Source organism: Saccharothrix sp. S26 (assembly GCF_021390395.1).
GTDB lineage: Bacteria > Actinomycetota > Actinomycetes > Mycobacteriales > Pseudonocardiaceae > Actinosynnema.
Genome location: NZ_JAJUWT010000002.1, coordinates 23,566 through 35,706, shown reverse-complemented (window position 1 = coordinate 35,706; position 12,141 = coordinate 23,566). Strand labels below are relative to the sequence as shown.

General features: G+C 73.2%; 16 protein-coding genes. 9 read left to right on the top strand and 7 right to left on the bottom strand.

From position 1 onward, the window contains the following. Positions 1-9: 9 nt before the first annotated feature. Together LZG04_RS41430 and LZG04_RS02560 are read left to right on the top strand one after the other, a co-directional pair. Positions 10-453 carry a hypothetical protein gene (locus LZG04_RS41430; protein ID WP_308198917.1) on the top strand — a complete coding sequence of 148 codons (444 nt, stop codon included), beginning with the start codon at positions 10-12 and terminating at the stop codon, positions 451-453. Next, the gene (locus tag LZG04_RS02560; RefSeq protein WP_233812664.1) at positions 450-884 is read left to right on the top strand and encodes a ferritin-like domain-containing protein; all 435 of its coding nucleotides are present in this window, start codon (positions 450-452) and stop codon (positions 882-884) included. The genes LZG04_RS41430 and LZG04_RS02560 overlap by 4 nt, the downstream gene beginning before the upstream one ends. A 29-nt stretch (positions 885-913) precedes the next feature. Here LZG04_RS02560 and LZG04_RS02555 read toward each other — a convergent pair whose 3' ends face one another. From LZG04_RS02555 to LZG04_RS02540, 4 genes are read right to left on the bottom strand one after another with little or no spacing between them, the layout of a single operon-like run. Beyond that, on the bottom strand, positions 914-1,660 hold the full coding sequence (locus LZG04_RS02555) for a hypothetical protein (protein ID WP_233812662.1): 747 nt from the start codon (positions 1,658-1,660) through the stop codon (positions 914-916). Positions 1,661-1,685: 25 nt separating this feature from the next. Further along, complete coding sequence (locus LZG04_RS02550; protein ID WP_233812660.1) at positions 1,686-2,687, bottom strand: aminotransferase class V-fold PLP-dependent enzyme; 1,002 nt, start codon at positions 2,685-2,687, stop codon at positions 1,686-1,688. 7 nt (positions 2,688-2,694) lie between these two features. Further along, positions 2,695-3,174 carry a DUF4442 domain-containing protein gene (locus tag LZG04_RS02545; protein WP_233812658.1) on the bottom strand — a complete coding sequence of 160 codons (480 nt, stop codon included), beginning with the start codon at positions 3,172-3,174 and terminating at the stop codon, positions 2,695-2,697. Positions 3,175-3,205: 31 nt separating this feature from the next. Next, positions 3,206-3,991, bottom strand: coding sequence for an SDR family NAD(P)-dependent oxidoreductase (locus tag LZG04_RS02540; protein WP_267934771.1), 786 nt, complete (start codon positions 3,989-3,991; stop codon positions 3,206-3,208). A gap of 49 nt (positions 3,992-4,040) precedes the next feature. On the opposite strand from LZG04_RS02540, the gene LZG04_RS02535 reads away from it, so the two are divergent. Next, on the top strand, positions 4,041-4,448 hold the full coding sequence (locus tag LZG04_RS02535) for a YjbQ family protein (protein WP_233812654.1): 408 nt from the start codon (positions 4,041-4,043) through the stop codon (positions 4,446-4,448). Here the strand turns inward: LZG04_RS02535 and LZG04_RS02530 are convergent. Continuing rightward, on the bottom strand, positions 4,344-5,375 hold the full coding sequence (locus LZG04_RS02530) for an ABC transporter permease (RefSeq protein WP_233812652.1): 1,032 nt from the start codon (positions 5,373-5,375) through the stop codon (positions 4,344-4,346). The two genes, LZG04_RS02535 and LZG04_RS02530, sit on opposite strands and share 105 nt — an antisense overlap. A gap of 127 nt (positions 5,376-5,502) precedes the next feature. On the opposite strand from LZG04_RS02530, the gene LZG04_RS02525 reads away from it, so the two are divergent. From LZG04_RS02525 to LZG04_RS02515, 3 genes are read left to right on the top strand one after another with little or no spacing between them, the layout of a single operon-like run. After that, positions 5,503-6,411 carry a hypothetical protein gene (locus tag LZG04_RS02525; RefSeq protein WP_233812650.1) on the top strand — a complete coding sequence of 303 codons (909 nt, stop codon included), beginning with the start codon at positions 5,503-5,505 and terminating at the stop codon, positions 6,409-6,411. Further along, positions 6,408-7,100: a hypothetical protein gene (locus tag LZG04_RS02520; RefSeq protein WP_233812648.1), complete on the top strand. Its 693-nt coding sequence runs from the start codon at positions 6,408-6,410 to the stop codon at positions 7,098-7,100. The genes LZG04_RS02525 and LZG04_RS02520 overlap by 4 nt, the downstream gene beginning before the upstream one ends. Next, complete coding sequence (locus LZG04_RS02515; protein ID WP_233812646.1) at positions 7,097-7,783, top strand: HAD family hydrolase; 687 nt, start codon at positions 7,097-7,099, stop codon at positions 7,781-7,783. The genes LZG04_RS02520 and LZG04_RS02515 overlap by 4 nt, the downstream gene beginning before the upstream one ends. Before the next feature lie 39 nt (positions 7,784-7,822). On the opposite strand, the gene LZG04_RS02510 is transcribed toward LZG04_RS02515, so the two are convergent. Beyond that, positions 7,823-9,568, bottom strand: coding sequence for a proline--tRNA ligase (locus LZG04_RS02510; protein WP_233812644.1), 1,746 nt, complete (start codon positions 9,566-9,568; stop codon positions 7,823-7,825). Positions 9,569-9,694: 126 nt separating this feature from the next. Here LZG04_RS02510 and LZG04_RS02505 point away from each other — a divergent pair, with 126 nt between their 5' ends. Both LZG04_RS02505 and yaaA read left to right on the top strand, forming a co-directional pair. Then, complete coding sequence (locus LZG04_RS02505) at positions 9,695-10,045, top strand: VOC family protein (RefSeq protein ID WP_233812642.1); 351 nt, start codon at positions 9,695-9,697, stop codon at positions 10,043-10,045. A 52-nt stretch (positions 10,046-10,097) separates the two neighbouring features. Continuing rightward, positions 10,098-10,835 (top strand): peroxide stress protein YaaA, encoded by a 738-nt coding sequence (yaaA, locus tag LZG04_RS02500; protein ID WP_233812640.1) that lies wholly within the window; start codon positions 10,098-10,100, stop codon positions 10,833-10,835. Positions 10,836-10,850: 15 nt separating this feature from the next. Here the strand turns inward: yaaA and LZG04_RS02495 are convergent, their stop codons facing one another. After that, entirely contained in the window at positions 10,851-11,087 is a 237-nt protein-coding gene (locus LZG04_RS02495) for a hypothetical protein (RefSeq protein ID WP_233812638.1), read from the bottom strand. Positions 11,088-11,173: 86 nt separating this feature from the next. Between LZG04_RS02495 and LZG04_RS02490 the strand changes: the two genes are divergently transcribed. Next, a complete protein-coding gene (locus LZG04_RS02490) occupies positions 11,174-12,124 on the top strand; it encodes a helix-turn-helix domain-containing protein (RefSeq protein ID WP_233812636.1) in 951 nt (316 codons plus the stop codon). Positions 12,125-12,141: the final 17 nt, after the last annotated feature.

Below are 12,141 nucleotides of genomic sequence, written 5' to 3'. Positions count from 1 at the left end.
TCGGGACACGTGATCGGAAGAACGGCGTTCAGCAGGCGCGCGGTGCTGCTGGCGACGGCCACGGCGCCGTTGGCAGTCGCGTGCACCACATCCCCTCCCCCTCCGCCGCCACCGGACCCGCTGGCGGAGTTGGTGAAGGCGGCGCTGTCGGACGCCGCGCTCGCCGCGGCCGTCGGGGCGAGCGAGACGGCCGCCGCGCGCACCGAGCACGCCACCCGGTTGCAGGCCGAGGTCGACCGCGCCACGCCGCGCGTGCCGGGGTCGTCCGCGCCGCCCACGACGTCGGCCGCCGCGGCACCGCCGGCCGGTGCGACGCGGGAGGCGTTGGTGCCCGCGTTGCGGGCGGCGCAGAAGCAGGCGGGTGACCTGGTGGCGTCGGTGGAGCCGCACCGGGTGGGGTTGGTCGCCTCGGTGGCGGCCGGGTGCGCGAGCTTGGTGGAGGCGTTGTCGTGAGCGTGGACGCGGTGCAGGACGCGTTGGCGGCGGAGCACGCGGCGGTGTGGACGTACGGGTTGGTGAGCGCGTTCATCACGGTGCCGCAGCAGTCGGCGGCGGTGGCGGACGGCGCGACGGCGCACCGGGCGCGGCGGGACGCGACCGAGCGGTGGTTGCGCGACGCGGGCGCGACGCCCCGGCCCCCGGCGGCGGCGTACCTGCCGCCCCAGCCGGTGGACAGCGCGGCGTCGGCGATCGCGGCGTTGATCACGGTGGAGACGGACGCGTGCGCGGCGTGGCGCGGGGTGTTGGAGCGGACGGGTGACGCGGCGTTGCGGACGTCGGCGTTCGACGCGTTGACGGTGGCGGCGGTGCGGGCGACGCGGTGGCGGAAGGTGGCGGGGGTAGCGCCCACCTCGATCGCGTTGCCGGGGATGGGCGTCGGCTGAGGACGAGGGTCCTCGCCGGACGGGCGGGCTTATGAGGTCAGGTCGGCGGCGAGGCGGAAGGCGTCGTTGCTGATCCGCTTCATCAGTGCGTTGTGGGCGGCTTCGTCGGGGGCGTGCTTGACCGAGTCCGACTCGATGATGATCACGTCGCGGTCCTGCTGGCGGGCGGCGAAGCCGCCGTTGGCCAGGGTGGTCAGGTTCGGGACGCGGACCGCGCCGTCCTTGACGAGGTCGTTGACGTTGCCGGTGCCGTCGCGGGTGGTCAGGTCCTTCAGCTTGGCGGCGTCCTCGGTCGTCTTCATCCGCACGACTGACACGGACGTGTAAACCGTCAACCCGTCCGGGGTGGTGGTTGTGTACAGGCCGCGAGTGAGCTGTTGGCACGGCGTGTTCGTCAGGAACGTCTTGGTCTGCCCGTAGGCGTGCGGGGCGCAGTCGCTGTCCTTCAGCGGCTCGGGCACGTCGGGGGACGGGGTGAACGCGAACTCGCCCACCGGCGTGGACGTCGGCGCCGGCGTGCCGGTCGGGGTGTCCTTCGGCATCACGACCAGCCACACCAGGCCGGACACCACGGCTACGCCGAGCAGGCCCAGGCCCTTGAGCACCAGGCCGCGACGCGAGCGCACCGGGGCGGGCGCGGGGCGGCGGGGTGGTGGTGACCCCAGCAGCGAGTCCAACTGCCCGATCTCCGACCGCCACAGCGGCGCGGTGTCCGCGGGACCGATGGGCGGGATCCGCTGGGTCACCTCTTCGGGTGATTCGGGAGGAACCGACACAAAGACCCACGGTAACGGACGAGGGTCAGTTGAGCGCCCTGAGCACCTGCTCGACGTCCTCGGCCGTGTTGTACAGGTGGAACGCCAGGCGGACGCGGCCGGCGCGGACGCTGGAGCGCACCCCGGCGCTGGTCAGGCGGTCGCCGGGGAGGTCCAGGGACACGATCGCCGAGTGGCGCGGCGGCAGGCCCAGGGCGGTGAGCAGGGAGTCGGCCAGCCCCACGTTGTGGTCGCGGACGGCCGCCAGGTCCAGCGAGGCGAGGTAGGGCAGGGAGACGGCCGCGCCGAACTGCGCCAGCCAGACCGGGGAGAGGTCGAAGCGGCGGGCGTCGCGGGCGAGCCGGAGCGGGAGACCGTAGACGGTGGCCCACGGGTCCTCGCCGGCGTGCCAGTTCGCGGCCACGGGCACCGTGCGTTCCAGGGCCGACGGGGAGCAGGCGAGCCAGGCGCAGCCGCGGGGAGACAGGAGGAACTTGTAGCCGATGGCCACGACCCAGTCGGCCCAGTGCAGGTCCAGCGGCAGCCAGCCGACGGCTTGGGAGGCGTCCAGCAGGACCGGCACGCCGGTGGCGCGCAGGCCGTCGAGGTCGACGACGCGTCCGTCGGCGGACTGCACGACGCTGACGGCGACGAGGTCGTGCGCGCCGGCCTCGGCCACGATCTCGTCGAGATCGACTTCGGTGACCCGCAGGCCGCGGGCGGCGAAGGGGAACGTGAGGCTGGTGAACTCGCCGCGGGCGACGAGGACCGAGGCGTCGGCGGGCAGGCCGGCGGCGACCAGCGAGACGAGCTGGGACGCCGACGCGCCCATGGCGACGCGTTCGGACGGCACGCCGACGAGTCGGCCGAACGCCTCGCGGGCGGTGGCGGTGTGTTCGTCGGCGGCGCCGGGGCCGTCCGCGCCCGCGGTCCACCGGCGCACGGCGTCCGCGACGGCGTCGGCGGTGGGGGTCGGGGGGACGCCGACGCCGGCCGTGTTCAGGTAGCCGAGGGGGACGTCGAAGGTCGTGCCGAAGGCGGAACGCATGGGATCATCACACGGTCTCGGCCACCCCGTCGTCCACCGATTTGCGGTTCTTGCGGCGGGCGTAGACCTGCTTGCGGGTGCGGGCGACGACGTCGCCGCTGGAGTCCACGACGTCGGTGGAGAACCAGAGCAGGGCCTTGGTGCTGGTCGCGGCCTGGGAGCGCAGCTCGTCGAGGTGCTCGTCGGTCAGGTGGAACTCGGCGTGGACGGTGCCGCGGCCGGGCTTGACGAACTCGATCTCGCCCGCCCGGTCCCACACGAGGTGCTCGCGGCCGAGGTGGTGCAGCACCAGCAGCATCCAGAACGGGTCGGTCATCGCGAACAGCGAGCCGCCGAAGTGGGTGCCCACGTAGTTGCGGTTCCACCAGTGCATCCGCATCCGGACCCTGGCGTGGCGGTAGTCGTCGGACAGCTCGACCACGCGGATGCCGGCGAACAGGAACGGTGGCCACAGGTTCATGCCGCGGCGCAGACGGGATGCCTTCACGGCGGCTATGTTACCAGCGGGTAATGTTGCGTTAGTGCAGGGTGATGACGTTCTTCGTCACCTTGGCGGCGGCGTCGGAGCACAGGAACGCGATCACCTTGGCGACGTCCTCGGGTTGGGAGACGTCGTGCTGGGCGCGGACGGCGTCGTTGACCCAGCCGGTGTCGGTGACGCCCGGCTTGACGACGTTGGACGTGACGCCGTGCGGCCAGAGCTCGGTGGCCGCGGACATGGCGTAGTTGTCCAGCGCCGCCTTGGCCGCGCCGTAGGACACCTCGCTGGGGAACCCGAGCGGGCCGCCGGAGGTCAGGCCCACGATGCGGCCCCAGTTGCCGCCGCGGGCGATGTGGCGGCGGGCGAACTCGGCGATCAGCAGCGCGCCGGCGCGGGCGTCGACGGCGAACTGCGCGTCGAACGTCTGGGGCGTCACGGCTTGCAGCACGCGGCCGAACTGGTCGGTCTCCACGGCCAGGAACGTGTCCTGCACCCAGCTGGAGGCGTTGTTGACCAGGATGTCGACCGGCCCGAAGACCCGTTCCGCGGTGTCGAACAACGCGGCCGGTGCGAGCGGGTCGGTGAGGTCGACCTCCAGCGCGTGCGCCCGGCCGCCCGCTTCGGTGATGGCGGCGACCACGTCGTCGGCGTCGGACTCGCGGGCGGTGAAGTACTCGCGCGGCAGGCTCGGGTCCGGCGCGGGTGCGAAGCGCAGGAACGTGATGAGGACGTTGACGCCCTGGGCCGCGAGGGCCTTGGCGGTCGCGGCGCCGATGCCCTGGTTGGCCCCGGTGACGATCGCGGTGTGGATCACGACCGGCATCGTGCCCGATCAGGCGGTGGGTGCGCACCGCGTTTTAAGCTCTCCAGGCATGCGCAGCGAAGAGATCGAGATCCGCACCGGCTCGACGGAGGTCGTGCACGACCTCACCCGCGCCTGCGAGGACTTCCTGGCCGACGTCGAGGGCGACGGGCTGCTGCACGTCTGGGTGCCGCACGCGACCGCGGGCCTGGCGGTGCTGGAGACCGGTGCGGGCAGCGACGACGACCTGCTGGCCGCGTTGCGCGACCTGCTGCCCGCCGACGGGCGGTGGCGGCACCGGCACGGGACGCCCGGTCACGGCCGTGACCACGTGCTGCCCGCGCTCGTGCCGCCCTACGCGACGATCCCGGTGCTAGGCGGTGTGCTGGCGCTGGGCACCTGGCAGTCGGTGTGCCTGGTCGACACCAACGTCGACAACCCCGTCCGCAAGGTCCGGCTGTCCTTCCTTCCCGGGTAGCAGGAGCACCACCAGGCCCGCGGCGGCGAGGCCGACGAACACCCACAGCTGGGCCGGCTGGAGCGACCCGCCGTGCAGCAGGGCGCGCAGGCCCTCGGTGGAGAACCGGAACGGCGTCCAGGACCACAGCAGCGCCCGGTAGACGGGGTCGAGCAGCTCGGGCACCTGGCCCGCGACGGCGGGCGCGATCAGGTACAGCGGCCCGAGCAGCGCCATCGCGCGCAGGCCGAGCAGCCTCAGCAACGCGCCTTGGACCAGCGCGAACGCGGCCGCGACCAGGGCGAGGTAGCCGAGCACGGCGGCGTCGAGCGGCAGGGACGAGTCCCAGAGGGCGAAGAAGCCCGCCACCACGGCGACGCCGAGCACGGTCGTGGTGAGCGCTCCCGCCACCCGGCCGGTGCCCGTCGCCCCGCGCGCGAGGACCGTCAACGCCGCACCGGCGACCAGGCCCGCGATCCACAGCAACGCGGACGCGGCGAGCGGAGCCGTGCGGCCGGCGGCCGAGGACGGGTCGAGCGTGACGACCTTCGCCTGCGTTCCCGCACCTTGCGCGACGCCGGTCAGCATCTGCTGGGCGACCTGCGTGCCGGACGGGTTCACCGCGCCGGAGAGCAGCACCGTCGCGCCGGAGGGCGCGAGTTCGAGCACCCCGTAGACCTCTTGGCGGGACAGCAGATCCCGTGCCTGGTCGGGCGTCGCCACCCGCCACGCGACCTCCGTCGCGCCACCGCCGGCGAGCTTGTCGGCGACCCCGCGCAGCTGGGGCGGCGCGTCGGCGGGGACGGCGACCGCGAGCGGCACGCCGTCCGGGTGGACCGTCGCCTGGACGCCGAACGTCACCAGCCCCAGCACGAGCGCGATCACCGCGCCCACGACGGCGGTGGCCACCGCGATGACCGCCGGCGGCCGGTCGTGCAGTGCGGCCATGGTGCCCTCCTCAGTAGTTCATCATTTGTTGAATTTGAGGCTACGTCCGATCGGGTGACGAAGTCAACGCGTGCTGAATTAATCGGAGCGCTCCGGCCCGTCACCCGCACCAGGTACGGTTCGGGCCGTGACTTACCCAGGTGACGGGCAGTCCGGCTGGGGCGGCCAGCCCAACCAGGGCGACTGGGGCCGGCAGGACCAGGGCTACCCGCAGCAGGTCTACCCGCAGAACTACGGCGGCTCCTACGGCGGTCTCGGCGTGTTCTCCGGCGGTGACGAGCCGCCGCCCAAGAAGGGCAAGGCCAAGCTGTGGCTGGCGATCGGCGCGGTCGTCGTCGTGCTGGTCGGCGGCGGCGTGACCGCGTACGTGCTGACCCGGCCGGACGGCTCGACCCCGGTCGGCCAGAGCACCAGCGGCACGACGACCACCACGACCAAGCCGTCCACCACGACGAAGTCGACGACGTCCAGCGCGCCGGCGCCCACCTGCGAGGCCGCCAAGCCGGGCTGGAACTGCCTGCCCGTCCCGGCCCTGTCCTACAGCTACGACGTGCCCAAGGGCTGGTCGCCCGTGGCCGGCACCGCGCCGGTCGAGGGCATCGACGACGTGAAGCTGACCGGGCTGACCGTCACCGGCGCCTACGACTGCGAGAGCCGGGACTTCACCCGCGGCGGCGCGGGCGGTGTCGTGGTGCCGCAGACCGACCTGACCGCGGTGGCCAAGGACTTCGCCCAGAAGCTCGCCACCCAGTACTACAAGTCCGCGCCCAAGTCCGAGGTCAAGCTCGGCGAGCCGAAGCCGGTCACGGTGGCGGGCGACATCGAGGGCGTGCAGGTCGACGCCGTCGCCACCACCTCCGGCGACGCGTGCCTGGCCACCAAGGGGATGGTGAAGGTGCTGGTCCTCAAGGGCGACAAGGGCTTCCACGTGTTCATGGCCAACGGCGACCTCGAAGGCGGGCCGGCCGAGCCGAAGCCGCCGACGGAGGCCGACCTGCAGGCCATGGTCGACTCCGTCAAGCCGTTGAGCCGGTGAGCTACACCGGGCTGGGCGTCTACCAGCAGCAACCGCCGAAGCGGCCCAGCCGGGCACCCCTGTGGATCGCGTTGGCCGCGGTCGTCGTGCTCGTCGGTGGCGGTGTGACGACCGCGGTGCTGCTCAACTCCGGCGACGACCGGGCCGCGCCCACGACGACCTCGACCTCGACCTCGGCCGAACCGGACTGGCGGCCGGTGGACGACTCGCAGTCCGGCCTGGCCTACGAGCTGCCGCCGACCTGGGAGTCCAGCGGCGGCGGCGCGTCCGGGCGGATCAGGCTGACCACGTCGTACGTGTCGCGGCCGTTCCAGTGCCAGGGCCGCAGCATGATCCAGGCGCAGGCGATGGCGGGCTCGGTCGTGGACGACGACCCCGAGCAGGTCGCCACCGAGCTGGTCGACCGGATCGTGGCCGGCGGGTACACCGTCGCCGGCGCGCCACCCGCGATCGGGGAGCCGCGGGTCGAGTCCTCCGACGACGAGGGGGTCCGGCTCAGCGTCGAGGTGACGCCCAAGTCCGCCAACGCCTGCTACGCGCCCAAGGCCACGGTCAGCGCGGTCGCGCTGCGCAACGGACCGAAGGTGTCGGTGTTCGTGCTCAACGTCGCGGAGGGCGGGCCGCACGTGGCCGAGGGGCCGTCCGAGGACGACGTGAAGCGCATCCTGGGGAGCGTGCGGCTGTCGTGAACACGTTGGTGCTGTGGGACATCGACCTGACGTTGATCGACGCGCGGGGCCTCGGGCACGACTGGTACCGCACCGCGTTGCGCGCCACCGCGGGCCTGGACCTCGTGCACGTGCCGAGCTTCCCCGGCCGCACCGAGCGCGCCATCACCCGCGAACTGCTGACCGCGCACGACCTGGAGCCCACCGAGGAGCTGGTGTCGCGCCTGCACGCGGCGCTGATCGACGTGGCCACGCGGGAACGGGAACTGCTGCCGGCACGGGGGCACGCGCTCCCGGGCGCGGCGGCGGCGTTGACGGCGTTGGCACGGCGGCCCGACGTGGTGCAGTCGCTGGTCACCGGGAACCTGGTGGAGATCGCCCGGTTCAAGCTGGCCGCGTTCGGCCTGGACGAGCACCTGGACTTCGAGATCGGCGGCTACGGCTCGGTGTCCGAGCACCGGCCCGAGCTGGTGCTGGAGGCGGTGCGGCTGGCCACGGCCAAGCACGACCGCGAGTTCCGGCCGGTCGTCATCGGCGACACGCCGCACGACGTGGACGCCGCGCTGCGCCACGGCGCCGTGGCCATCGGCGTGGCGACGGGCCGCAGCAGCGCCGCCGAGCTGCGGGACTCGGGCGCGCACGTGGTGCTGGACGACCTGTCCGACACGGCGAGGCTGCTGGCGGCCGTGGTGCCGCGGGGCTGAGCCCGGACAGGCGTAATCGCCTGCCCGGGCGGGTGGTCCTCAGCCCTTGACGACGGCCAGCAGGTGCGCGACCGCGCCGTCGACCGGCACCTCTTCGCGCTCGCCCGTGCGGCGGTCCTTGACCTCGACCAGGCCGTTGGCCAGGCCGCGGCCCACCACCAGGATCGTCGGCACGCCGATCAGCTCGGCGTCGGCGAACTTCACGCCGGGGCTGGCCTTGCGGTCGTCCAGCAGCACCTTCAGGCCCGCCGCGGACAGCTCGCCCGCGAGCTTCTCGCCGCCCGCGAGCAGCGTCTCGTCCTTGCCCGCCACGACCACGTGCACGTCGGCGGGCGCGACGTTGCGGGGCCAGACCAGGCCGCGCTCGTCGTGGCTCTGCTCGGCGATCGCGGCGACCAGGCGGGACACGCCGATGCCGTAGGAGCCCATGGTGATCCGGATGGGCTTGCCGTCCGGGCCCAGCGCGTCCAGCGAGAACGCGTCGGCGTACTTGCGGCCGAGCTGGAAGATGTGCCCGATCTCGATGCCGCGCGCGGCGACCAGCACGCCCTTGCCGTCCGGCGACGCGTCACCCTCGCGGACCTCGGCCACGTCGATCGTGCCGTCGGGGGTGAAGTCGCGGCCCACGACCAGGTCCACCACGTGGTGGTCGGCCTTGTCCGCGCCGGTCACCCACGCCGTGCCGCGCACCACGCGCGGATCGACCAGGTACCTGACCCCGTTGGCCTGCAGCGCGCCGGGGCCGATGTAGCCCTTGACCAGGAAGGGGTTGCGGGCGAAGTCCGCCTCCTCCAGCATCGCGACCTCGGCGGGCTCGATCGCCGCCTCCAGGCGCTTGAGGTCGACCTCGCGGTCGCCGGGCACGCCGATGGCCAGCAGCGTCCAGGCGTCGCCACCGGGCTCGCGGGTCTTGACCAGCAGGTTCTTCAGCGTGTCCGCGGCGGTGAAGGTGCGGTCGGTGTTGGCGTTGAGGTAGTCGACCAGCGTCTCGATGGTGGGCGTGTTCGGCGTGTGGTGCACCTGCGCCTCGGGCTGCGCCGCCGGGTCCCGCTCGGGGGGCGCGGGCGTGACGACGGCCTCGACGTTGGCCGCGTAGTCCGACTCCGTGCTGCGCACGAAGGTGTCCTCGCCGGTCGCCGCGACCGCCAGGAACTCCTCCGACGCCGAGCCGCCCATCGCGCCCGACGTGGCCGAGACGATCACGTACTCCAGGCCGAGCCGGTCGAAGATGCGGATGTAGGCCTCGCGGTGCTGCTGGTAGGAGCGGGCCAGGCCCTCGTCGGCGAGGTCGAACGAGTAGGAGTCCTTCATCAGGAACTCGCGGCCGCGCAGGATGCCCGCGCGGGGACGCGCCTCGTCCCGGTACTTGGTCTGGATCTGGTAGAGCGTGACCGGGTAGTCCTTGTAGGAGGAGTACTCGCCCTTCACGGTGAGCGCGAACAGCTCCTCGTGCGTGGGGCCGAGCAGGTAGTCCGCGCCCTTGCGGTCCTTGAGGCGGAAGAGGTTGGGCCCGTACTCGGTCCACCGGTTCGTCGCCTCGTAGGGCTCCTTCGGCAGCAGCGCGGGGAACTGGATCTCCTGCGCGCCGAAGGCGTCCATCTCCTCGCGCACGACCTGCTCGATGTTGCGCAGCACCCGCAGCCCCAGCGGCAGCCACGAGTAACCGCCCGGCGCGACGCGGCGGACGTAGCCGGCGCGGACCAGCAGCTTGTGGCTGGGTACTTCGGCGTCGGCCGGGTCCTCGCGCAGCGTGCGCAGGAACAGCGACGACATCCTGGTGATCACGGTGGGCGCTCCTCGGGGGCGGGGTGTCCGGGAAAGGGTAGTGAACGGGCCCTGATCAGTTCCAACGGGTTCCACCCCGGCGCGAGGGAGGGGAATTGTCGGTGGTCGGGTCTAGCGTGCCGGGCCATGACGTTCAGCATCGGCATGATCACCATCGACACGGCGGACCCGCAGCGGCTCGCGGACTTCTGGACCAAGGCGCTGGGCACGTCGGTCCAGCACGACTGGGGCGAGTTCCTGATCCTCGCGCCGACCGCCGAGGGCGGGCCCCAGCTGGGGTTGCAGCGCGTCGACGACCCGACGCCGGGCAAGAACCGGGTGCACCTCGACGGTCACGTGCCCGACCGCGCGGCCGAGGTGGCGCGGCTGGTGGCGCTGGGCGCGACCGAGATCGCCGAGCACACCGTGCCGGGCCTGACCTGGACCGTCCTGGCCGACCCGGACGGCAACCAGTTCTGCGTCGGCCAGAGCGGCTGACCGGCGTGCCGGGCGGGAGCGGTCCGCGCGCGGCCGCCTAGGCTTGCCCGTCGTGTTGGTACTGCTCCCCCCGTCGGAGACCAAGGCCCTCGGCGGCTCCGGCGCGCCGCTCGACCTCGACCTGCTGTCGCACCCGGAGCTCACGCCGGTGCGCGGCAAGCTGGTCGACGCGCTGGTCGACCTCGCCGCCGACGTCCCCGCGAGCCTGGCCGCGCTCGGCCTCTCCGAGCGCCAGGCGGGCGAGGTGGGGCGCAACGCCGAGCTGCGGCGCTCGCCCACGCTGCCGGCGCTGGCCCGGTACACGGGGGTGCTGTACGACGCGCTCGGGCTCGACGGGTTGACGAAGGCGGAGCGGTCGCGGGCGTTCGCCCGGCTCTCGGTGGCCTCGGCGTTGTTCGGCGTGGTCGGCGGTGGGGACCCGATCCCGGCCTACCGGTTGTCCGGCGGCAGCGTGCTGCCGTCCGTGGGTCCGTTGGGCGGGTTGTGGCGTCCCGCGCTGGAGCCGGTGCTGGCCGCCGCCGACGAGTTCGTGGTCGACCTGCGGTCCAGCCCGTACACCTCGCTGGCGCGCATCCCGGGCGCGGCCGTGGTCCGCGTCGTCACCGAGGACGGGAAGGGCAGGCGCAACGCGGTCAGCCACTTCAACAAGGCGCACAAGGGCCGGCTGGCGCGGGCGCTCGTCCAGTCGCGGTCCGAGCCCGGCGACCTCAAGGGGTTGATCAGGGTCGCGGTGCGGGCCGGGCTGCGGGTGGAGCCGACCGGCCCGAAGACCGCCGACCTGGTCGTCTAGCCGACCCGCGGCGGACTAGCAGGCGGGGCTCACCGAGCGGGCGGGGGTGACCGCGGGGCGGTGGGTGGTGCGCGCCGTGGGCCGATGGGCGGCCGCGGCGCGCAGGTCGCCCGCCAACCGGGTCACGTCGCGGTCTTCGACGTCGGTGCTGCCGGCCATGCGGGAGCCGAGGCGGGGCTGACGACGGTGGTTGCGCTCCAGGCCGTAGACGACCAGGGCGGTGACGGCGAGGGCGAAGAGGATCGATGTCATGGCACCAACTGTGCGATGCACAAGAATCCGCCACAATTGGCAGGCTTGCCGTTGTTCGTCGATATCCTGCCAAGTACGGTGACGTCATGCTGCGCACCGTTGCCGCCGTCGTCATGGACGGCTTCGCGCCGTTCGAGTTCGGCGTGCTCTGCGAGGTCTTCGGCGTCGACCGCACCGACGACGGCGTGCCGCCGATCGAGTTCCGGGTGTGCGGCGAGCGCCCCGGCGAGCCGATCCGCGCGGACGTCGGCGCGTCCCTGATCGCCGACCACGGGCTCGACGCGCTGGTCGACGCCGACCTGGTCGCCGTGGCCGCCGTGAAGCTGCGCGACGAGTACCCGCCGCGCCTGCTCGAAGCGCTCCGCGAGGCCCACGAGCGCGGCACCACGCTGCTGTCGGTGTGCAGCGGCGCGTTCGTGCTCGGCGCGGCGGGCCTGCTGGACGACCGCCGCTGCACCACCCACTGGCGGCACGCCGGCACGCTCGCCGAGCGCTTCCCCCTCGCCAAGGTCGACCCGGACGTGCTGTTCGTCGACGAGGGGGACATCGTGACCAGCGCGGGCACGGCCGCGGGCATCGACGCCTGCCTGCACGTGGTCCGCCGCGAGTTCGGCGCGGCCGTCACGGCGACCATCTCGCGCCGCATGGTCGTCGCGCCCCAGCGCGAGGGCGGCCAGCGGCAGTTCGTGGAGCTGCCCACCCCGCCCAACCGGGCCGACAGCCTCCAGCCGCTGCTGGCGTGGCTGGAGGACCGGCTCGACGAGGAGCACACGGTCGCCGGCCTGGCGGAGCGGGCGAAGATGTCCGAGCGCACGTTCGCCCGCCGCTTCGCCGCCGAGACCGGCACGACGCCGCACCGCTGGCTGACCACCCAACGGGTGCTGCGCGCCCGTCAACTGCTGGAGGAGACCCGGCTGAGCGTGGAGGAAGTCGCCCAGCGCTCCGGCTTCGGCACCGCCGCGTTGCTGCGCCACCACTTCACCACCGTGGTGGGTGTGCCGCCGAAGGATTACCGACGGTCCTTCGCCCACCGTTGACCGCCGTTTGCGTGACG

Excerpts from the sequence above, each read along its gene's own strand:
- LZG04_RS02550 (WP_233812660.1), bottom strand. The coding sequence starts at position 2,687 with ATGCGTTCCGCCTTCGGCACGACCTTCGACGTCCCCCTCGGCTACCTG.
- LZG04_RS02540 (WP_267934771.1), bottom strand. The coding sequence starts at position 3,991 with ATGCCGGTCGTGATCCACACCGCGATCGTCACCGGGGCCAACCAGGGC.
- LZG04_RS02535 (WP_233812654.1), top strand. The coding sequence starts at position 4,041 with ATGCGCAGCGAAGAGATCGAGATCCGCACCGGCTCGACGGAGGTCGTG.
- LZG04_RS02530 (WP_233812652.1), bottom strand. The coding sequence starts at position 5,375 with ATGGCCGCACTGCACGACCGGCCGCCGGCGGTCATCGCGGTGGCCACC.
- LZG04_RS02505 (WP_233812642.1), top strand. The coding sequence starts at position 9,695 with ATGACGTTCAGCATCGGCATGATCACCATCGACACGGCGGACCCGCAG.
- LZG04_RS02495 (WP_233812638.1), bottom strand. The coding sequence starts at position 11,087 with ATGACATCGATCCTCTTCGCCCTCGCCGTCACCGCCCTGGTCGTCTAC.
- LZG04_RS02490 (WP_233812636.1), top strand. The coding sequence starts at position 11,174 with ATGCTGCGCACCGTTGCCGCCGTCGTCATGGACGGCTTCGCGCCGTTC.